Genomic DNA, 19,463 nt, shown 5'->3' with positions numbered 1-19,463 from the left:
GGTGTCAGAGCACTCGACTACCGTTTTTGGCCAACAGCGTTTATCAATCGAAGATATTGTTCATATTGCATTAGAGCAAGGTGCTGTTGCGTTAACATCAGACCGTCAATTTGCTAATAAAATAGACAGCGCCGTGGCCTTTTTAGATAAGTTGCTTGAAGATGATGGCGTGATATATGGCGTAACCACAGGTTATGGCGACTCGGTAACCGTAAAAGTGCCACTTGATTTAGTCAATGAATTACCACTGCATCTTACTCGATTTCATGGTTGTGGTCTTGGCGATGTGTTTAATCAAGCCCAAGGGCGCGCTATTTTAGCGACTCGTTTAACCTCGCTTTCACAAGGTTATTCTGGCGTTAGCTGGGAGATGTTGAATTTATTACGTGACTTTTTAAATCACAATATCGTACCGGTGATCCCGCAAGAAGGCTCAGTGGGAGCCAGTGGTGATTTAACACCGCTTTCGTATGTAGCCGGTGCTATGGTTGGCGAGCGCGATGTGTATTACAAAGGCGAAATTAAAAACAGTTTAGAGGTGATGCAAGAACTTGGCTTAAAGCCATTAAAGCTGCGCCCGAAAGAAGGGCTGGCAGTCATGAATGGCACGGCTGTGATGACAGCTTTAGCATGTCTTGCTTATGATAGAGCTGATTACCTAGCCAAACTGACCAGCCGTATAACAGCCCTTGCAAGCCTTGCATTAAAAGGTAACAGTCATCACTTTGATGATATTTTGTTTTCGGTGAAGCCACATCCAGGGCAACAGCAAGTAGCTGCATGGATCCGTGGAGACTTAAACCATGTAGAACACCCGCGTAATGCTGACCGCTTACAAGATAGGTATTCAATTCGCTGTGCTCCACATGTTATTGGTGTGCTGCAAGATAGTTTGCCGTGGTTTAGGCAAATGATTGAAAATGAACTAAATTCGGCAAATGATAATCCAATTATCGATGGTGAAGGTGAGCACGTATTGCATGGTGGTCACTTCTATGGTGGTCATATTGCAATGGTAATGGATAGCATGAAAACCGCTGTTGCTAATTTAGCCGACTTAGCAGACAGACAAATCGCATCCTTAGTTGATACGCGCTATAACAATGGTTTGCCTTCTAATTTATCGGCGAGTAATGATGAGCGTCGCTACATTAACCATGGTTTTAAAGCGGTCCAAATTGGTGCCAGTGCATACACGGCTGAAGCATTAAAACTAACCATGCCAGCAAGTGTGTTTTCTCGTTCAACCGAGTGTCACAACCAAGATAAAGTGAGCATGGGAACCATCGCTGCGCGAGATTGTTTGCGTATATTGCAACTTACCGAGCAAGTGGTTGCTAGTACCTTGCTTGCGAGTATTCAAGGTTTGCGTTTACGTATTAATAGTGGCGAGCTTGAGTTTGCTAGTTTAACCCCTGATGTACAAAGTATGTATCAAGACATTAGCGAGTTTTTCCCGCTGCTTGATGAAGACCGTCCTCTAGAGGCTGTTCTTCGTTTTACAGTTGACGCTATTCAAACAAAACGTTGGAGTTTATATGCATAGTCGTGGCTCGTTGCTGAGCACTCATGTTGAGATTGAAATTCCTTTTCATGATTGCGATCCAATGAATGTGGTATGGCATGGTAATTACCCGCGCTATTTAGAAGTCGCGCGCTGCGAATTACTGCGTTTGTTTGATTATGATTATGTGCAAATGCAAGAATCTGGCTATGCGTGGCCGATTATTGACATGCATATTAAGTACGTCGGCTCAGCATTGTTTACACAAAAAATCCGCGTTGATGCCTACTTAAAAGAATATGAAACACGATTACGTATCGATTACGTCATCACTGATTGCGCTACAGGTAAAAAGTTAACCAAAGCAACGACTATCCAAGTTGCGGTTGATATAGAGAAAAAAGAAATGCAGTTTGTTTCGCCGCCTGTGCTACAAGAAAAACTTCAAAAGGTGATTTAATGCGATTAAGCGTGTTGTTACTGAGTGTGCTCGTTTTTTTTCCTGTGTTTGCATCGAGCGCAGTGACAGAGCAAGGCACATTTAGCCAAGAAAAGCATTTTAAAGGGTTTAGTAAACCTTTTATATCAACAGGTTCGTTTGAACTTGCTGAAGATGGCCTCACTTGGCAGGTTGAATCTCCGGTTAAAAGCACGCTATTAATCAAGCAAGGGCAAGTATATACCCTTAACGCTAAAGGTGAGCCGCAGCTACAAAAAGGCGCTGAGCCTTACGTTAATTTACTGCAAGCGATTTTAAAGCATGATGAAGTGGCACTTGCTGAGCAATTTACGATGACAGATCATGCAGAGCCCGGTTGTCAGACTTTATTGCCTAAAGATGACTTGCTAAAACAACTATTTAGTCAGTTCGAATTATGTGTAGCAGCAAAGCAAGTGAGCCGTGTGCGTCTTCAAGAAGCAAATGGTAACTTTACGGTATTACGCTTTGCGTATCCTCAAATTGAGCAAAAACAGTGAAAGCATGGGGCCTAACGCTTGCTTGGCTGAGCCTATTAGTTAGCGCCTTAGTGGTTGTTTTTATTCTAAAACAGCCTACGTTGAATAATGATATTTTGGCTTTGTTACCAAAGTCAGAGCCGCGTTTACAGCAAGTCGAAGAACACTTTTTTGCGGCTAATAAACAGCAGTTGAGCTTTTCTTTTCGTGGTGAGAATGCAGTAAAAGCTTATGATGATTTAGAACAGTGGCTTTCTAGCAAACATATTGAGCCTCGTTTTAAGTTACCAGAAATATCCCAGTTGGCAGCATTTTACGGTCAGTACGCCGGGCATTTAGTGTCCGAGGAATATAAGCAAGCGATTGGCGACGCTAATCGCTTTCAACAGTATTACTTTAGTCAGTTGAGTAAAGTCGCTGATCCTTTTGTTTCAAGTACTATCAACCAAGACCCAACACTTGCTACAGCAGGGTTCCTATCTGAGGCTATGGCACACATGCAGCAATTTGAGCTGCAAGATGGCCGAATTAACATTAACTATCAAGGTGATGAGTATTTAATGTTATTCGTGCAAAGTGCTGACAATGCCTTTTCAATAAATCAATCAATAGCGTTGAGCAATGAGATAGTTGCCTATATCGCTGAGCTTGAAAGCCGCTATCCCGATACACAAATTCGCTATGCCGGTGCTTTATTTCATACCGCAGCAAATGCGCAGCAAGCCAAATTTGAAATGACCTTGTTTGGTTCGGTGAGCTTGCTGGCGCTTATTGTGATGGTGGTGTGGGTGTTTCGCTCAATAAATGCATTGTGGCTGGCCTCTGTAACCGTGATAAGCGCCGCTATTGGCGGCACCATCGCGCTGATCAGTATTTTTAGTCAAGTGCATGTATTAACCATGGTGTTTGCCGTGACACTGATTGGTATTGCTATCGATTATGCATTTCATGGCATGCTTGATTTAACCGAGCAGCCACAAGGTTTTAGTAAAGGGCTCAAACTGGCGCTGGTGTTGTCGTTACTAACCACCACACTCGGTTACGCGAGTTTGTTTTTCTCACCGGTGCAGTTACTCAGTCAAGTGGGCGTGTTCGTTGTTGCAGGGCTAGTTACAGCTTGGCTTTGCACCCGTATTTTATTGCCTTATTGGCAAGCTGGTTTAACCATTAACACTGCTGCGCATCGATTAGCAAACATGTTAAGTGGTTATTTAAAACGATTAACGCATTATCGCGTCACACTCAGTATGTTGACGTTAGTGCTATTGAGTGCTTTTGCCTTACTAAAACCCCCTGTGATTAATGATGATGTAAAGCTTTTAAATGCAAGTCCTGCTGATTTAATGCAAAACGAAGCGCTGCATATGTCTTTATTAGGTAAAGATAATGGCCAAATCATGATTTTATTTGCCGATAATGCGCAGCAGTTATTAGTACAACAAGAAACATTAAAAGCAACTATTCGCGGCCTTAATGGCACTGCTGTGATGCTTAGTGACTTAGTGCCTAGTAAACAATTACAACAGCAAAACTACGAGCAACTGCATTCGGCCCAGCAAGCCATGAGTGTGGTTAGCCAAATGACAGGGACGCCCGTTGAGCTCTCAACATCAATGCTTGATTTAAACGCGGCACTTAATTCGCCGTTAGCGCCGTTAATTGCTAACCAAGTGATCTCAAACAATACACTAACCGCAAGCTGGTTTATGGTAAACGGTGTAAATAAATCCGAGCTGATGGATTTAGCCAACGCTTACCCAGATTTAATTGTTTACGATAAAGTCGCGATGATAAGCGAAGGTTTAAGTCATTACTCAAATTCGTTACTGGTGACACTGACCATAGCGATAACCTTTGCGTTACTACTCTTTAGCGTTAAATTTGGTTTTAAAACGGCGTGTAAGCAAACGTTAGTGCTTGTACTAACTACCGCAGCTGTACTGCTACTCTGCAGTGCGCTGCAATCTCAGCTGTCGATTTTTAATTTGTTAGGCTGTTTATTGATATTAGCGCTGGCAATTGATTACTTGGTGTTTTATCAAGTCAATAATTTAAGCCCGAGCAATGTACTCGCAATTAGTTTGTCAGCGGCATCATCGATGTGGGTATTTGGCATGTTGGCTGTCTCGAAAACGCCGGCCATTTTCAGTTTCGGATTAACGGTATTAGTGGGGCTAATATGTATCTATATCTTTGCGCCGCTCAGTATTGCATTACCTAAAAATAAGGAAAAATAATAGGTGAATAATCAAGTTCAACAGGCTGATGTTGTTATTATTGGTGCGGGCCCTTCCGGTGCCGTGGCTGCTAGTTTACTGGTGAAAAAAGGTTGGCATGTGGTGGTGTTAGAGCAGCAAACCTTTCCGCGTTTTTCGATTGGTGAAAGTTTATTACCCCAGTGCATGAGCTTTTTAGCAGAAGCAGGCCTTGAGCAAGCGGTGCAAGCACAGGCACAATCGCTTAGTTTTCAGTTTAAAAATGGTGCGGCGTTTCAGCGTCGGGGTGACCACACAACAATCGATTTTACCGAGAAATTTAGCGACGGCCCTGGCACGACTTTTCAGGTAAAACGCGCTGACTTTGATAAATGCTTAGCCGATGGTGCCATGCAGCAAGGGGCTGAAATACGTTACCAACATAGCGTGTTAGCGTTCACCGATTGTGAGGATGGCGCTTTACTTGATGTTACGGATGAAAACCAGCAAGGCTATCAAATTAAAGGGCGCTTTGTCCTTGATGCCAGTGGTTTTGGCAGAGTATTACCTCGCTTACTTGATTTAGAGTCAGCATCAAATTTCCCTGTACGTTGGGCTTTTTTCAGCCATTTTAAAGATAATATTAGCGATCCCCTGTTTGACCGCGAAAAAATCTTAATTAATGTTCATCCAGAGCATAAAGATATTTGGTATTGGCTGATCCCATTTAGTGATGGTACGGCAAGCATTGGTGTGGTCGGTAAACCAGAGCAACTTAATGATAAACAACCACTCGCTGGTTTAAATGAATTTATTGAACAAGATAGCTATTTAAGTGAGTTATTAGCCAATCGTGAAGCAATTGGTGAAGCGCGCGCTATCAAAGGCTATTCGGCTAATGTGTCGAGCTTGTATGGTGAGCATTTTGCACTACTTGGTAATGCTGGTGAGTTTTTAGATCCGGTGTTTTCATCTGGGGTGACGATTGCATTAAAATCAGCTTCATTGGTTGCTCCTTTAGTTGATAGCTACTTACGTGGTGAGCAAGTTGATTTCAAAAACGATTACAGTGAACCTTTGCAACAAGGGGTTAATTGCTTTAGAACCTACGTCAGTGCTTGGTATGATGGCTCATTTCAGGACGTGATTTTTTTCAGTGAGAAAAACCAACAAGTGCGCGAGATGATCAGTGCTATTCTTGCTGGTTATGCATGGGATTTACGAAACCCATTTGTAAAACAAAGCAACAAACGCTTAAATACGTTGGTTGAATTATGTCGCGATTAACACGCTCTTTGCTTTTAACCTTGAGCATATTAGTGGCAAGTTGTGCCAGTGAATTTGCAGTAAAAAAGGGTGTTGATTTAGCGCCAAATGCAGGGATTTATTTGCTTGACCCACCGCCATCATTAGTTGCCGATAATTGGCAGCAAGTACTTGAAGTACACCATGGCGATGAGCAGCATACATTACTAGCTCAGCTGAGTTTAAACAGTGAAACGGGTATTAACTTGGCTGTTATGACGGCTCAAGGTATGCCGATATTTCAGTTAGAAAAAGCGCTACTAGGGCCGATTAAAAGCGAAAAAATGCTCCCTATCAACGCGGTTGATCCTCGCTATATTCTTGCTGATATCATGCTAGTACACTGGCCGGTTACTGTGCTTAACTCGCAACTGTATGGTTTGAGCTTGGTTGAACAAGGCTCAACGCGACGCTTATATCAAGGTGAACAGTTAATTAGTGAAATTCGCTATTTAGACGGTGCAACAGAACTTGTAAACTTTCAGCGAGATTACAAAATTAAATTTCAAAGGGTTAATTGATTATGCCATTTTGGCTTAACGACTTAGGTATTGTTAGTGCATTGGGGGTTGGTCATCAACAAACAATGCAAAGTATCAGCTTGCAACCTAAACAAACACTCACAGAGGTGACGTCGCTTGCATTTGAGCAGCGCCCAACGTTTGTGGGTTTGGTTAATGAACTGCCATTAACCGCATCAATGCGGTTTTATCAGCTAATCGATTTAGCGCTGGCGCAAATTACTGACACATTGACAGGCATAAACATTCCGAGTAGCCGTATTGCTGTGGTTATTGGTACCAGTACTGCTGCAATTCAAGAAGGTGAAAGAGGCCGAATTGCCCATGCAGCGAAGGGAAAGTGGCCAGAGGAATTTGATTATTACGACCAAGCACTCGTTGCACCCGCCAATTATATTGCCAAAAAACTCGCTGCGAAGGGGCCAAGTTACAGCATTTCAACTGCGTGTAGTTCAAGTGCCAAGGCGCTTATTAGTGCGCGCGCCTTACTCAGTGCCGATTTAGCCGATGTAGTAATTTGTGGTGGGGTAGATAGCTTGTGCCAACTTACTATCAATGGCTTTGATTCGTTATCTTCTATTAGCGATGAAATTTGTAAGCCGTTTAGTGGCGACAGAGCTGGTATCAATATTGGTGAAGCCGCAGCGTTATTTATTATGAGTAAAGAGCAGCACACAAAACAAAGTATTGCCTTTTTAGGTGGTGGTGAAAGCTCTGACGCTCACCATATTTCAGCACCGATTGCAGACGGTTCTGGTGCAATCGCAGCTATGACAATGGCATTGCAAGACGCGAATTTAACACCTTCAGATATCGACTACATTAATGCCCATGGAACAGCCACACCGCAAAATGATGCGATGGAATCTCTGGCAATCAGTGAGGTATTTGGAAAAAATACTAAAGTGAGCTCTTCTAAACATTTGACCGGCCATACTCTAGGTGCTGCAGGTGCCTTAGAAGCGGGCTTATGTTGGCTCTATTTGGCCTACCCGGAATTTAATCAATTAGTATGTAATCAGGTGATAAAAGACGACTCTTTGGCTGAAATTGGTTTAATAACACAGCCAGAAAAGGCAGTAATTAACACCTGTTTATCAAATTCGTTTGCCTTTGGTGGCAATAATGTCAGTGTAGTACTAGGACATCTAAATGAATCACTATAAAATTGAGCAAGTCGTCCCTCATAGCGAACCAATGATATTGCTCAATCGCCTATCTAGTTACAGCGAAGAGTCAGGTTGCTGTGAAGTGGATATTAGTTCTCAAAGCCCGTTTTATGACGAGAGCTTAAATGGGGTTGCCAGTTATATTGGCTGTGAATATATGGCGCAAACTATCGCAGCTTACGCGGGTGCGCTGGCAAAAGACAAAGGAAATGAAGTACAAATTGGTTTTTTAATTGGCACGCGCAAATATAAAACCTATGCACCGGTATTTAAAAACGAGCAAACGCTTAAAGTCTCGGTGACAAAATTATATCAAGAAGAATCAGGGTTAAGTGTATTTGAGTGTCAAATACACAGCGATGAAACATGCTTAGCAGAAGCAAAAATCAATGTGTTTCAACCACAAGACCCCATGCAGTTTATAAGAGAAAATCAATGACAAAACGTATTTTAGTCACCGGCTCAAGCCGTGGTATTGGCAAAGCAATCGCACTTAGATTAGCTAACGATGGCTTTGATATTGCTGTTCATTGTCGCAGTGGTGTGGCTGAAGCAGAGCAAACCTGTGAAGAAATTAGTGCGCTTGGTCGTCATGCAAGCCTATTGCAATTTGATGTTTGCGATAGAGAACTAGCTAAACAACAAATTGAAGCTGATATTGCTGAGCACGGTGCGTATTATGGGGTGATCTGTAATGCCGGTATCACAAATGATATGGCGTTCCCTGCGATGCAAGGTGATGACTGGGATAAAGTGATCCGCACTGGCCTTGACGGATTTTACAATGTGGTGCATCCAACGGTGATGCCAATGGTGCAAGGTCGTAAAGGTGGCCGTATTGTCACTATGGCGTCAGTGTCGGGGATTGCCGGTAATCGCGGGCAAGTTAACTACAGTGCCGCTAAAGCGGGCATTATTGGTGCGACCAAAGCGCTTTCGCTTGAGCTTGCAAAGCGTAAGATCACCGTTAACTGCGTGGCACCAGGGTTAATCGAAACCGAAATGACAGACGATTTACCGGTTGATGAAATGCTAAAAATGATTCCATTAAAACGTATGGGTTCAGTTAATGAAGTAGCTGGCACTGTGTCGTTCTTGTGTTCCGATGACGCTGCGTATATCACCCGCCAAGTTATTTCTGTGAATGGCGGTATGGTGTAATGAAGCGTGTTGTTGTTACAGGCATGTCTGCCATCACTGCATTAGGTGATACCTGGGGCGAGTTTAAAACCGCTTTGCAAAAAGGTGAAAATGCCGTTCAGTACATGACTGACTGGGATGTGGCGCCAGAACTAAACACTCGACTAGCGGCACCTGTTACTCATTTTACTAAACCAAGTCATTATAAGCGTAAACAAGTTCGCTCAATGGGGCGTGTTGCTATGATGTCGACCCGTACTACAGAGCTTGCTTTAGAAGAAGCTGGGCTATTAGAGCATCCTAGCCTAACCGATGGCTCTACAGGGATTGCTTTTGGCTCGTCAACGGGGTCAACACCACCATTATTGGCTTTTGCAAAAATGATGGAAACCGGCGAAATGACGGGCGTAACGGCCACCAGTTACATCCAGATGATGGCACATACGGCGCCTGTGAATGTGGGTGTCTTTTTTGGTTTAAAAGGTCGCGTGATCACCACCAGCTCTGCCTGTACATCGGGCTCGCAAGGTATTGGTTATGCTTACGAAGCGATTAAGTATGGCCGTCAAAAAGCCATGGTGGCTGGTGGCGCAGAAGAGTTATGCATCACAGAAGCCGCGGTATTTGACACCTTGTACGCGACCAGCACAAAAAATGATGCTGCGAAAAGCACGCCACGACCATTTGATCAAAATCGTGATGGTCTGGTTATTGGTGAAGGTGCAGGCACACTCATTTTAGAAGATTATGAGCATGCCCTTGCCCGTGGAGCGACCATTTATGCGGAGCTAGTTGGTTTTGGTTGTAACTCAGATGGTCAACATGTTACGCAACCTACCGCAGAAACAATGCAAGTGGCTATCGAAATGGCCCTTAATGATGCACAGCTTACTGCCGACCAAATTGGCTATGTGAATGCTCATGGTACGTCAACAGATCGAGGTGATATTGCGGAGTCTCTAGCGACTTTCAATGCCCTTGGCAAGAAACCTATTAGCTCATTAAAGAGTTATTTAGGTCATACCTTAGGTGCGTGTGGCGCCATTGAAGCATGGGCGAGTATCAATATGATGAATGATGGTTGGTTTGCACCTACTATTAATTTAACAGATGTCGATGCTGAGTGTGCTGACCTAGATTATATCAAGGGCAATGGCCGTGAAATGCAAACAGATTACATTATGAGTAATAACTTTGCGTTTGGTGGTATCAATACCTCGTTAATTTTTAAAAAGTGGCAAGCATGATCAAGCGCTGCATCATAAGTATTTTATTTATTCTAACTTTTAATGCTTATGCTGCAGAAGATAGTGGAGAAAAGGGCACTGCAAAAATGGAGTTCGGTGCAGGCCTTTTTTATGCAGATATCCCGCATTATTTAGGTTCAGATGAAAGTGAGCAATACCTATTGCCTGTGCCTTATTTTCGTTATCAAAGTGACACAATGGCCATAGACCGTAATAGTTTCACTGGCTTTTTGTGGCAGCAAGAAAATCTCCATTTAGATTTATCTGCAAGCGTAGGTCTTGCAGTTGATAGTGAAGACAACAAAGCCCGAGAAGGTATGGATGATCTAGATTGGGTGTTTGAATTAGGACCTTCACTTAATTACTACCTAATAGGTGAACCAAACGCTAAACAGCATTTGTATTTAAGCCTGTTTGCACGCAAAGCCATTGCGACAGATTTCTCAGGTATTGATGATATTGGCTGGCGTTATGGGCCAAGTGTGTATTATCGAGTGCCGATCATCGAAAAAGCGGATTCACAATTTTCATTAGCGTTTCGTGGCAATATCAACTTTGCTAGCGATAAATACCTTGATTACTACTATGGAGTGAGTGACTTACATAGCAATGAAACTCGCCAAGCATACTCAAGTCGTTCAGGTTTTTCTGGCGCTGATGTATCAATTGGGGTACATTTTGACACAACACAGTATTGGTTAGGTGGTTTTGTTAAATATCATCACCTTGCTAACAGTCAACAAGATGCAAGCCCACTCGTGAAGCAAGATTATAATGTTTCGGTCGGTTTTGGCGTTGCATGGAAATTTTATAGAAGGAATTTTTAAATGAAGTTATTGACCCTTGCATGTGTTTTAGTAGCTTGTTTGTTTTCAGCAAACAGTTTTGCACGTGATGATTTACAAACACTACCTGTACAAGCATTACTTGAAACCACCAAAGCGAAACAAGCATTGTTAGATATTCCGCTGTATTTTGCTGATCAAAGTCATAACACGATTAAAACAACTTATGGTGAAGTGATCACCAACAAGAAAACCAATGCATTTAATAAAACTGACCGAGAGGCGTGTGAATGGGTAATGCTCAGTGCTTTAAAAGCATTACAAGAGCGTGCTGTTCGTGAAGGCATGAATGCAGTTGTAAATATTCAGTCGTATTACAAGAAGCGTGAGTTTGTTAGCCAAACAGAATATCAATGTGGTGCGGGTACGTTTATCGCTGGTGTGGCATTAAAAGGCACTTTAGTTAAGTTATAACTAACTAAAGTCATTTTTTTTCTGTATAATTTGCGACCCTTGATATGATGGCCGCAGGTTATACAGCATGAATTTTAAATCATTTAGTTTTTCTTCTGAGCTTTTACAGGCATTAGAAGAGCTTAACTTCGAAACGCTTACTCCCGTTCAACGTAGTGCAATTCCTGCAATAAGAAAAGGCAAAGACGTACTTGTTAGTGCGCAAACAGGCACGGGCAAAACCGCTGCATTTGCTTTACCACTTATCCAAAAATTATCAGAATCAGCGGTTAACGAAAATAATGCACCGAGTGCACTAGTGCTTGCACCTACTCGCGAGTTAGCTGAGCAAATTGCTAATAACTTTAAAGCGTTTGCAAAATACACTGAACTCAAAACAGTGTGCTTGTTTGGTGGTATCAATCTAGCGGGTCAAGCTAACGATTTGAAAGCGGGTGTTGACATCGTAGTTGCAACGCCAGGGCGCTTACTTGATCATATTCGTTTAGGTAACATCAGCTTAGCTAATGTTAAGCATTTAGTGCTTGATGAAGCTGACCGTATGCTAGACATGGGCTTTATCAGCGATATGCAAACGGTTATTAATGGCTGTGATGAAGCGCGTCAAATCTTATTGTTCTCTGCCACTTTCCCGGCGGCAATTAAACAATTTGCGAGTAAAGTACTAAAGCAGCCTGAAATCATTCGTGTTGATCAAACAAACAGTACTGCAGAAACAGTGCAACATGTTGTGTATCCTGTAGAAGAGCGCCGTAAGCAAGAGCTTTTATCTGAATTGATAGGAAAGAAAAACTGGCAGCAAGTACTTGTTTTCGTAAACATGAAAGAAACTGCCGATGAGCTTGTAAAGGAGCTTAACCTTGATGGTATTCCAGCAGTTGTTTGTCATGGTGATAAAACCCAAGGTAACCGCCGCCGCGCTTTACGCGAGTTTAAAGAAGGTAAAGTTCGCGTGCTGGTCGCAACCGAAGTAGCTGCCCGAGGTATTGATATTGAAGGGTTACCACGTGTGATCAACATCGACCTACCTTGGCTTGCAGAAGACTACGTACACCGTATCGGCCGTACAGGTCGTGCTGGTAAGCCGGGTCAAGCTATCTCGTTTGTGAGCCGTGAGGAAGAAAACACTTTATTCGATATCGAAAAGCTAATCGGACAGCGCATCAAGCGTGTTGTTTTACCAGGTTATGAAGTAAGCAGCCGTGAAGTACTGATTGATAAAATTGGTAAAAAGCCGTCGCATTTACGCCGTAGCCGTACAAATAAGGCTTCAGGTCAGGCAACGGGTGAAGCGCGTGCGAAGAATCGTTCACGTATCGCAAATGTTCGCAAATCTTTGAAAGGCAATAAATTAAGCCTCAAAAAGTAATAAATTTCGATATTAAACAATAAGAGTTTCTATAAGATAGCCCTATTGCTGTTTAGCGATAGGGCTTTTTTGGCTCTGCTAATCGTACAAATGGAGTATTTTGTTAATTTTTATACAGTTAAATGCAAAATTAGATTAACAAATGTACCTTGATGAATTACAATCGCTTTGAAATCAGTCAAGTAGCGTTTCTAACGCGTTAGTGTCTAAATGGATGTTTATGCAGTACATAAAAAGAATAATAAATAAAATAATCGCCCCTACTTTTTTACTCAGTGTTGCTAGTGTGCCTTTTTCTGCTAATGCATTTGATAAGGCTGAGTTCTCCCTTGCCCATATTAAAGAGTCTATTAGTGTTGATGGTGTGATGGATGAGCCACACTGGCAATACGCCACTAAAGTGCCATTAAAATATCAGAACGAACCAACCGAAAAAGGCACACCGCTCGTGCAAACCGATGCTTACATGTACGAAGATGGCACGTACTTGTATGTGGGTTTTATTGCAAAAGATAATGATCCTTCGCAAATTCGTGCCGCTCTTCGAGATCGCGACACACTTTGGCAAGACGACAATGTTGCCTTGATGATTGATACTTTTAATGATGAACGAACTGGCTATGAGTTTTATGTAAACCCATTGGGTGCGCAAGGTGATATGCGCATGACAGATATTGATGATTGGGTGGAAGACCCATCATGGGATGCTATTTGGGATAGCGCAGGGCAAATAACAGAGGACGGCTATGTTGTTGAAATGCGTATTCCATTCACTGCACTTCGCTTTCCAAAAGACCAGGCCGAATTAACGTGGAGTTTTGCAGTATGGCGAAATTACCCGCGTGATGTGTATTATCAAATGTCGAACGTTGGTTTTGACCGAGATGTAAAATGTAGCTTTTGTCAGTTTGATAAACTCACAGGTTTTGCCAACATGACAGAAAGCCAAAATATTCAGCTTACACCCACTTTAACTGCGCTTCGTCATGATAGCAAAGACACAGTGCCGGGTGATTGGCAAAATGGCGATATTGATACTGAAGCAGGCTTGGACTTACGTTGGGGTGTGACGCAAGATGCGGTTATCAATGCCACTATTAATCCTGACTTTTCGCAAGTCGAGGCAGACTCACTCGAACTTGATGTAAACACCACTTATTCAATTTATTATGCTGAAAAGCGCCCATTCTTTTTAGATGGCGCCTCTTACTTTAATACCAGCCAACTAGAACTTTTATATACGCGAATGATTGCTGAACCTGATGTAGGTTTAAAATTAACAGGTAAAACCGGTGCGCACAGCTATGGTTTTATGTACGCTGATGATCAGAATACCAGTGTTTTACTTCCGACAAATCAAGGGTCGGGCTTTGCTAATCTGGCAGATAAAACGCAAGCAGTAGCGGGGCGTTATCAATTTGATATTGGCCAAAAAGGCACAATTGGTGTGATGAGCACTCACCGTGAAAATGATGATTACCATAATACCGTGTTATCGATTGATGGTAGTTATTGGTTTAACCAATCAGATAGTTTGCAGTATCAAGTTGCAAGCACAGATACCACTAATTCAGAATTTTTAGTTGATTATTATGGCGTTGATAAGAATCAATCCGATCAAGCTTATGCTATTGAATTTACTAGAACTAAGCGTGATTACGAAGTCTACGCTAATTACGAAAATATAGGTAAAGAATACCGCTCTGATTTAGGCTACCAAGCTAAAGTTGATTACGAACAAGTACAATTAGGTGGTGGGCAAACTTGGTATCGTGATGCTGATGATGCAATCACAGAGTACAGCTACAATGTTGAGTGGGATAAAACGTGGGCACAAAATGGCGACTTACTCGAAGAAGAATACGATGGCTTTATTACTTTTAAAGGTAAGATGCAGTCGCAAACAGAAATTGGCTTTATTCATCGTAATGAGTTTTATGCCGGCGAGTTCTTTAATCAAAATATAGGCTATATCTACGGTGGTTTTAGACCTATTCGTGATGTGCGGTTCTTATTGTATGCTCAATATGGCAGCAAAATTGATTACAGTAATGCAGCTTTAGGTACCATGGTTCGTATTGAACCTGAGATGACATGGGATATTAACGATCATTGGCAGGTTCAACTAGAGCACAGTTACAGCTATCTAGATAACGAACAAAATGATCGTGTTTATACTGCAAATTTAACTGATTTACGTGTTTATTATAAATTTAATATGCGCTCAATGCTAAAACTCGTTTTGCAGTTTGAAGATGTCGATCGAAACAACGAAGCTTATCGATTTGATGTCAGTCAAACTAACCGCGATTATGGCAGTCAGCTGGTGTATTCATACAAAATTAACTCTCAGACGCTGTTTTACTTAGGTTATTCAGACAAAGGATATCAAGACGACTCTTTGAAAAGTCTTGAGCGTGACGAGCGTACCTTTTTCACTAAACTAAGCTATGCATGGCAGCTCTAAGTAATTATAAAAAAGGAAAATCATAATGAAATATTTAAAAATGTCAGCTGTTGCTGCTGCGGTAACTATCCTTGCTGGATGTGCGGCGAAACAGGATGTAAGTCGTTTTGAAGCGGAAAAACCAAAAACTGTGTGTATTGCAGAGCATCAAGCAGTTAAAGAAGGTGTTGTAACATCATTGCAAACAGGTTTTGCAAAACATAACGTGCAAACACGCGTGATACCGGCTAACTATGTTATGAAACACCAAGCGTATCAAACAGACATCTCAACTGCTAACACAGACGGTTGTGATGCAATTGCATTTTATGTTGCGAACTGGCATTGGGATTTAGCTCTTTATATGGCCTATGCCAATATCTGGGTCACTAATGTTGACCAATCTAAAACAATTGCGCAAGCAAGCTATCGAACGGGGGGTGGTTTGGATAAATTTATTGATGCAAACGATAAAATTATCGAATTAGTGGATTCAATGTTCCAGCAAGTTGAAGCCAAGAAACAACAAGAGAGTCAGAAAAAAGCAATATAAACTAATATGTTGGTCAGCTTATGGCTGACCAACCTCTTCGTTAACTTTGCTTCTTACCACCCCTTCAAGGCTTTTTAAGCCCCATTGTTTACCAATCTCAACAGCTTCATCAATTGGCTTTTTCAAGGTTACCGCATTGTATAGCGCAACGAGAGCACCGACACGGTTGCTGCTCGCGCAGTGAAGTAAGGTAGTTTGCTGTTGCTGTTTATTGAGTAAGGCCTGAAGTTTCGTAGCATTTTCAATGGTAATATCAGCTTTAGATTGCACAGGAATATGGTAATAGTTCATACCAAGCTCAGTGACTAGCTCTTGCTCAGACCAATTCGTTTCGTTATCACCGCGAAGGTTGATGATGTTCTGAACACCAAGTTGCTTTAACTTGGCAAAATCAGTTTGACTTGGCTGCCCTGAAGTTAGCACATTCTCAGACTGCGCCTTAAGATTTAAAATATCCAGTTTTGTAGTAACGGTTTGTGCTGCAAATGCAGAAAAAGACAGCAGCGCAGTACAGGCTAATTGTATGAACTTATTCATGTTACTCCTTGAAAAGTATTTAATTTTTGCTGTAGACGGTTTCACCACGACTAATGGTTTCTAACACTTGTAAGTTATGTAGCTCTACAGGCTTTATCTTTAGCGGATTCTTATCAAGAATTATCAAGTCTGCTTGCATCCCTTGTTTTAATTGCCCTTTAGAGTTTTCTTCAAAGTGTTGATACGCAGGCCATGTGGTCATTGCTTGTAGTGCAGTATACACAGAAACACGTTGCTCTGGCCCTAATACTTGATCTGTACGGGTTGTGCGGTTAACCGTTGCATCTAATACACGTAGTGCATCAGGTAGGGCGACTGGTGCATCATGATGGGTGCTAAACATTAATCCTTGTTTGCGAACAGCTTGAGTGGGTGAAATAAAATCGGCACGGGGGTGACCTAGCACTGAATTTACATGCCAGTCGCCCCAATAAAACGTATGCATTGGGAAGAGCGATGGAAATATGCCTAATTCTTTAAGACGATTTACCTGATCTTGACGAATTGTTTGACCATGAATGAGTACTGGGCGGCGATCTTTTTTGCCGAGCTTGTTATTGGCACTTTCAACGGCATTTAAAAACTGCTCAATGGCGGCATCACCATTTGCATGCGTCATTACCTGCCAGTCATTGGCAAAGGCCGTTTCAATATACTGATAAGCTTGCTCATTATTAAAAGTAGGGTAGCCTGCATAACCTTGCTCTTGGCCTTCGGGGGCTTTTAAGTATGGCTGAGATAACCAAGCGGTTTTACCTTGCGGTGAGCCATCAAAGTTCAGCTTTACACCCCCAATGCGAAAATGATTTGTGTAGTTTTTACTGTTATAGGCTGAGTCCATAAATCCGCTGCTGGTGGCCATATCGGCATAGGCAACTATATCAATCACGAATTTATCTGCCTTTGATGCTCTTACCATCGAGTCATAAGCTTCTTGGGTAGCACGTCCTTCTTGGGCCGTTGTGTAGCCGTATTTTGTATAGAGTTTTTGCCCTTCTTGCAGCATTAAATCTTGTAAATCAGGATCAACAGATTTCATAAGTTTAAACAGTAATCCAAAGTGCGCGTTTTCTTCAAGCACCCCATTGGGCTCTTGTGAGTTTGTCATGCGACGAATTATCCCGCCGTCAGGATTTTCTGTGTTTTCATCGATGCCAGCCATGGCTAACGCTTTAGTGTTTGCCACACTTAAGTGCCCTGAGGTATGAATGATGATCACAGGCTTTTCGGTGCTAACTCGGTCTAAGTCCATTTTTGTAGGGTATCTATCAAGCTCAGCATCATCGTATCCAAATCCTAAGATAGCGCCGGTTTTTTCAATAAAAGTGGTGTAATCAGGGTTGTTCTGTGCAGCTGTGAGAATATTAACGATTTGCTCAACGCTGTTAGCATCACCATCTGGACTAGGTAATACATTGGCTACCATGGCTTGCAAGCCTACCGCGTACACATGACTGTGGCCATCTACAAAGCCAGGCATTAGGGTCTTGCCTTGTAAATCAATCAGCTTCGTTTTACCAAACTTATGCTCAAGGGCTTTAGTTTTATCACCCACAAAGATAATTTTGTCGCCTTGCGTTGCGATTGCTTGCGCATACTCTGGTTCATCGCCAGTCATTGTAAGAATATCACCACCATAATAAATGGTATCTGCTGCACTCACTTGCAGTGGAAGCGTTTTAGCTGTTTGTTCAGAGGTTTTATCGCAAGCCGTTAAGGCAAGCAATGAACATGCAATTGCGAGGTGATGTTTCATATAATCTTCCTTGAATTCTAATTATGTTTAATAATATAGTCTGTTTGCTCAGTTTGTGTTTTTATATTGGACTTAAATTTCATTAAAGTACAAGACAATAGTAGCGCCATCTAGGCTACTGCCATTATGAATGTTGATACCAATACCAAAGTTATCGAACCATGACGTCCATTTTCTGCTATCCCATAAAAAGCCAATACCGTATTCATAAAAGTGATCGGTCCCAAATGCTACCCGACTATCGCCGCCTAAATCGATACGTTGGCCTTTGATGTAAAAAGCTTGCTCAAAAACCCCGATTTTGAACATGTTAAATTTAGCTTTAATACCATTGAGTGTGCGCCATGTTTCAGGCGCCGCATTATTTATTCCATCAGGGTGAGAGAGTGCCCAGCCATAGTAATAATTAAAGTTAAGTTTGTACTCGTAATAGCCCCAATGCCTAGGTAAGCGATAGATCATGGTCGCATTAGGGTTTAACACCAGTGCATTACTATTGAGGTTGGTGTAAAGATTTTCAGCTAAAGGCTTAAAATTACGTCTAGACTCGGGAGAGTTGTACTCATAATCATTGTTGTAATGTAAGTAGTGAGTATTAAAACCAAATTGATATGACCATTTAGAGCCAAGTGCTTTTTCGGCATTAAAACCGATCATCCCGTTATACACTGTTTCTGAAATATAGTCGTCAGCCACATTATCAAAAAGCGAAATGAAATCTGATTGATTTAAATAGCTTACTTTGCTGGTCAGGCTTAGTTTGTGTTGATAAACAGGCTCATCAAGCTGCCAAGTGTAAGGAATACTGTAGAGTTTGAGTTCTTTTCTAAGCGCAATACTGTCTTCATCTTTGTTGGCATGTTGCGAGTCAAACAGTGTTTGTGGATCAAAATCACCAAAACCTAAGGTAATACTATCACCATCGGTTAAAACCAACGACGTGGCAAAGGCCGATTCGAGCTGCTTAGTCGGGTTTGCAAAAACCGCTGAGCAGATAAAGAAAATAATAGGGGCGCGAATTCAACCCCGAAGTGCACCACTCGCTAAATTAGGCCGCATTGCGTAATTCGTTAAACACAACGACAGGCTGTTTGTAACCTAGGCACTTTCTAGGTCTGGCGTTTAGCGCACGTTCTATATCGGCCACCTGCTTATCCGTTACCGTTCTTAAATCCGTGCCTTTGCGTATGTACTGGCGCAGTAAACCGTTGAAGTTTTCATTCAATCCGCGCTCCCATGAGGAATACGGATTCGCAAAATAAATATCAGTGTTGAGCTTATCTGCAACTAGCTCGTGGTCACAGAACTCGCTGCCATTATCAGCGGTTATCGTATGCACATGACGGCGATATCGCCACAGCATGCCTATCATGGCTCTGCTTACGTCTGCCGCGCTCTTTGCTGGCACTTTACGTATTAAATAAAGCTTGCTTTGGCGTTCAACTAGGCTGACTATGGCACCCGTTCCATGCTTACCCAGTACGGTATCAGCTTCCCAGTCACCG

General features: G+C 42.2%; 19 protein-coding genes. 15 read left to right on the top strand and 4 right to left on the bottom strand.

Going from position 1 to position 19,463, the window contains the following annotated elements:
* Position 1 precedes the first annotated feature (1 nt).
* The 15 genes from L1272_RS07795 (at position 2) to L1272_RS07725 (ending at position 15,665) form a co-directional block, all read left to right on the top strand.
* Complete coding sequence (locus L1272_RS07795; RefSeq protein ID WP_235373138.1) at positions 2-1,546, top strand: HAL/PAL/TAL family ammonia-lyase; 1,545 nt, start codon at positions 2-4, stop codon at positions 1,544-1,546.
* The gene (locus L1272_RS07790) at positions 1,539-1,964 is read left to right on the top strand and encodes an acyl-CoA thioesterase (protein WP_138616499.1); all 426 of its coding nucleotides are present in this window, start codon (positions 1,539-1,541) and stop codon (positions 1,962-1,964) included. The genes L1272_RS07795 and L1272_RS07790 overlap by 8 nt, the downstream gene beginning before the upstream one ends.
* A complete protein-coding gene (locus tag L1272_RS07785; RefSeq protein WP_138616501.1) occupies positions 1,964-2,482 on the top strand; it encodes an outer membrane lipoprotein carrier protein LolA in 519 nt (172 codons plus the stop codon). The genes L1272_RS07790 and L1272_RS07785 overlap by 1 nt, the downstream gene beginning before the upstream one ends.
* Entirely contained in the window at positions 2,479-4,698 is a 2,220-nt protein-coding gene (locus L1272_RS07780) for an MMPL family transporter (RefSeq protein ID WP_235373137.1), read from the top strand. The genes L1272_RS07785 and L1272_RS07780 overlap by 4 nt, the downstream gene beginning before the upstream one ends.
* Positions 4,699-4,701: 3 nt before the next feature.
* Complete coding sequence (locus L1272_RS07775) at positions 4,702-5,943, top strand: NAD(P)/FAD-dependent oxidoreductase (protein WP_235373136.1); 1,242 nt, start codon at positions 4,702-4,704, stop codon at positions 5,941-5,943.
* Positions 5,931-6,482 (top strand): DUF3261 domain-containing protein, encoded by a 552-nt coding sequence (locus L1272_RS07770; RefSeq protein ID WP_235373135.1) that lies wholly within the window; start codon positions 5,931-5,933, stop codon positions 6,480-6,482. The genes L1272_RS07775 and L1272_RS07770 overlap by 13 nt, the downstream gene beginning before the upstream one ends.
* A 2-nt stretch (positions 6,483-6,484) precedes the next feature.
* The gene (locus L1272_RS07765) at positions 6,485-7,648 is read left to right on the top strand and encodes a beta-ketoacyl-ACP synthase (protein WP_138616509.1); all 1,164 of its coding nucleotides are present in this window, start codon (positions 6,485-6,487) and stop codon (positions 7,646-7,648) included.
* Entirely contained in the window at positions 7,635-8,090 is a 456-nt protein-coding gene (locus tag L1272_RS07760; RefSeq protein WP_054554542.1) for an ApeP family dehydratase, read from the top strand. Before L1272_RS07765 ends, L1272_RS07760 begins: the two co-directional genes overlap by 14 nt.
* Entirely contained in the window at positions 8,087-8,812 is a 726-nt protein-coding gene (gene fabG, locus L1272_RS07755; RefSeq protein ID WP_063707666.1) for a 3-oxoacyl-ACP reductase FabG, read from the top strand. The genes L1272_RS07760 and fabG overlap by 4 nt, the downstream gene beginning before the upstream one ends.
* Positions 8,812-10,038, top strand: coding sequence for a beta-ketoacyl-ACP synthase (locus tag L1272_RS07750; protein ID WP_194441363.1), 1,227 nt, complete (start codon positions 8,812-8,814; stop codon positions 10,036-10,038). The genes fabG and L1272_RS07750 overlap by 1 nt, the downstream gene beginning before the upstream one ends.
* Positions 10,035-10,865 (top strand): MipA/OmpV family protein, encoded by an 831-nt coding sequence (locus L1272_RS07745; RefSeq protein ID WP_194441364.1) that lies wholly within the window; start codon positions 10,035-10,037, stop codon positions 10,863-10,865. Before L1272_RS07750 ends, L1272_RS07745 begins: the two co-directional genes overlap by 4 nt.
* Complete coding sequence (locus L1272_RS07740; RefSeq protein ID WP_054554538.1) at positions 10,866-11,297, top strand: hypothetical protein; 432 nt, start codon at positions 10,866-10,868, stop codon at positions 11,295-11,297.
* Positions 11,298-11,364: 67 nt separating this feature from the next.
* A complete protein-coding gene (locus L1272_RS07735) occupies positions 11,365-12,666 on the top strand; it encodes a DEAD/DEAH box helicase (protein WP_194441365.1) in 1,302 nt (433 codons plus the stop codon).
* Positions 12,667-12,886: 220 nt separating this feature from the next.
* Positions 12,887-15,133 (top strand): carbohydrate binding family 9 domain-containing protein, encoded by a 2,247-nt coding sequence (locus tag L1272_RS07730; protein ID WP_235373134.1) that lies wholly within the window; start codon positions 12,887-12,889, stop codon positions 15,131-15,133.
* 25 nt (positions 15,134-15,158) lie between these two features.
* The gene (locus tag L1272_RS07725; protein WP_138599449.1) at positions 15,159-15,665 is read left to right on the top strand and encodes an Sbal_3080 family lipoprotein; all 507 of its coding nucleotides are present in this window, start codon (positions 15,159-15,161) and stop codon (positions 15,663-15,665) included.
* 18 nt (positions 15,666-15,683) lie between these two features.
* Here L1272_RS07725 and L1272_RS07720 read toward each other — a convergent pair whose 3' ends face one another.
* The 4 genes from L1272_RS07720 to L1272_RS07705 form a co-directional block, all read right to left on the bottom strand.
* Entirely contained in the window at positions 15,684-16,202 is a 519-nt protein-coding gene (locus tag L1272_RS07720; RefSeq protein WP_235373133.1) for a protein tyrosine phosphatase family protein, read from the bottom strand.
* Between the two features lie 19 nt (positions 16,203-16,221).
* Entirely contained in the window at positions 16,222-17,958 is a 1,737-nt protein-coding gene (locus L1272_RS07715) for an amidohydrolase (RefSeq protein WP_235373132.1), read from the bottom strand.
* A 72-nt stretch (positions 17,959-18,030) separates the two neighbouring features.
* Positions 18,031-18,954, bottom strand: coding sequence for a Solitary outer membrane autotransporter beta-barrel domain (locus L1272_RS07710; protein ID WP_328249988.1), 924 nt, complete (start codon positions 18,952-18,954; stop codon positions 18,031-18,033).
* A 52-nt stretch (positions 18,955-19,006) separates the two neighbouring features.
* The coding region (locus L1272_RS07705) for an IS30 family transposase (protein ID WP_235373130.1) at positions 19,007-19,463 on the bottom strand (457 nt) is incomplete at its 5' end.

It is taken from the genome of Pseudoalteromonas sp. PAST1, assembly GCF_021532515.1.
In the GTDB taxonomy this organism is placed as follows: Bacteria; Pseudomonadota; Gammaproteobacteria; order Enterobacterales; family Alteromonadaceae; genus Pseudoalteromonas; species Pseudoalteromonas simplex.
Note: the sequence above shows the minus strand (reverse complement) of the source record. Positions and strands in the feature narration are given on the sequence as shown.

Excerpts from the sequence above, each read along its gene's own strand:
- L1272_RS07725 (WP_138599449.1), top strand. The coding sequence starts at position 15,159 with ATGAAATATTTAAAAATGTCAGCTGTTGCTGCTGCGGTAACTATCCTT.
- L1272_RS07790 (WP_138616499.1), top strand. The coding sequence starts at position 1,539 with ATGCATAGTCGTGGCTCGTTGCTGAGCACTCATGTTGAGATTGAAATT.
- L1272_RS07735 (WP_194441365.1), top strand. The coding sequence starts at position 11,365 with ATGAATTTTAAATCATTTAGTTTTTCTTCTGAGCTTTTACAGGCATTA.
- L1272_RS07760 (WP_054554542.1), top strand. The coding sequence starts at position 7,635 with ATGAATCACTATAAAATTGAGCAAGTCGTCCCTCATAGCGAACCAATG.
- L1272_RS07770 (WP_235373135.1), top strand. The coding sequence starts at position 5,931 with ATGTCGCGATTAACACGCTCTTTGCTTTTAACCTTGAGCATATTAGTG.
- L1272_RS07750 (WP_194441363.1), top strand. The coding sequence starts at position 8,812 with ATGAAGCGTGTTGTTGTTACAGGCATGTCTGCCATCACTGCATTAGGT.
- L1272_RS07730 (WP_235373134.1), top strand. The coding sequence starts at position 12,887 with ATGCAGTACATAAAAAGAATAATAAATAAAATAATCGCCCCTACTTTT.
- L1272_RS07740 (WP_054554538.1), top strand. The coding sequence starts at position 10,866 with ATGAAGTTATTGACCCTTGCATGTGTTTTAGTAGCTTGTTTGTTTTCA.
- L1272_RS07720 (WP_235373133.1), bottom strand. The coding sequence starts at position 16,202 with ATGAATAAGTTCATACAATTAGCCTGTACTGCGCTGCTGTCTTTTTCT.
- L1272_RS07785 (WP_138616501.1), top strand. The coding sequence starts at position 1,964 with ATGCGATTAAGCGTGTTGTTACTGAGTGTGCTCGTTTTTTTTCCTGTG.
- L1272_RS07715 (WP_235373132.1), bottom strand. The coding sequence starts at position 17,958 with ATGAAACATCACCTCGCAATTGCATGTTCATTGCTTGCCTTAACGGCT.
- L1272_RS07745 (WP_194441364.1), top strand. The coding sequence starts at position 10,035 with ATGATCAAGCGCTGCATCATAAGTATTTTATTTATTCTAACTTTTAAT.
- L1272_RS07765 (WP_138616509.1), top strand. The coding sequence starts at position 6,485 with ATGCCATTTTGGCTTAACGACTTAGGTATTGTTAGTGCATTGGGGGTT.
- fabG (WP_063707666.1), top strand. The coding sequence starts at position 8,087 with ATGACAAAACGTATTTTAGTCACCGGCTCAAGCCGTGGTATTGGCAAA.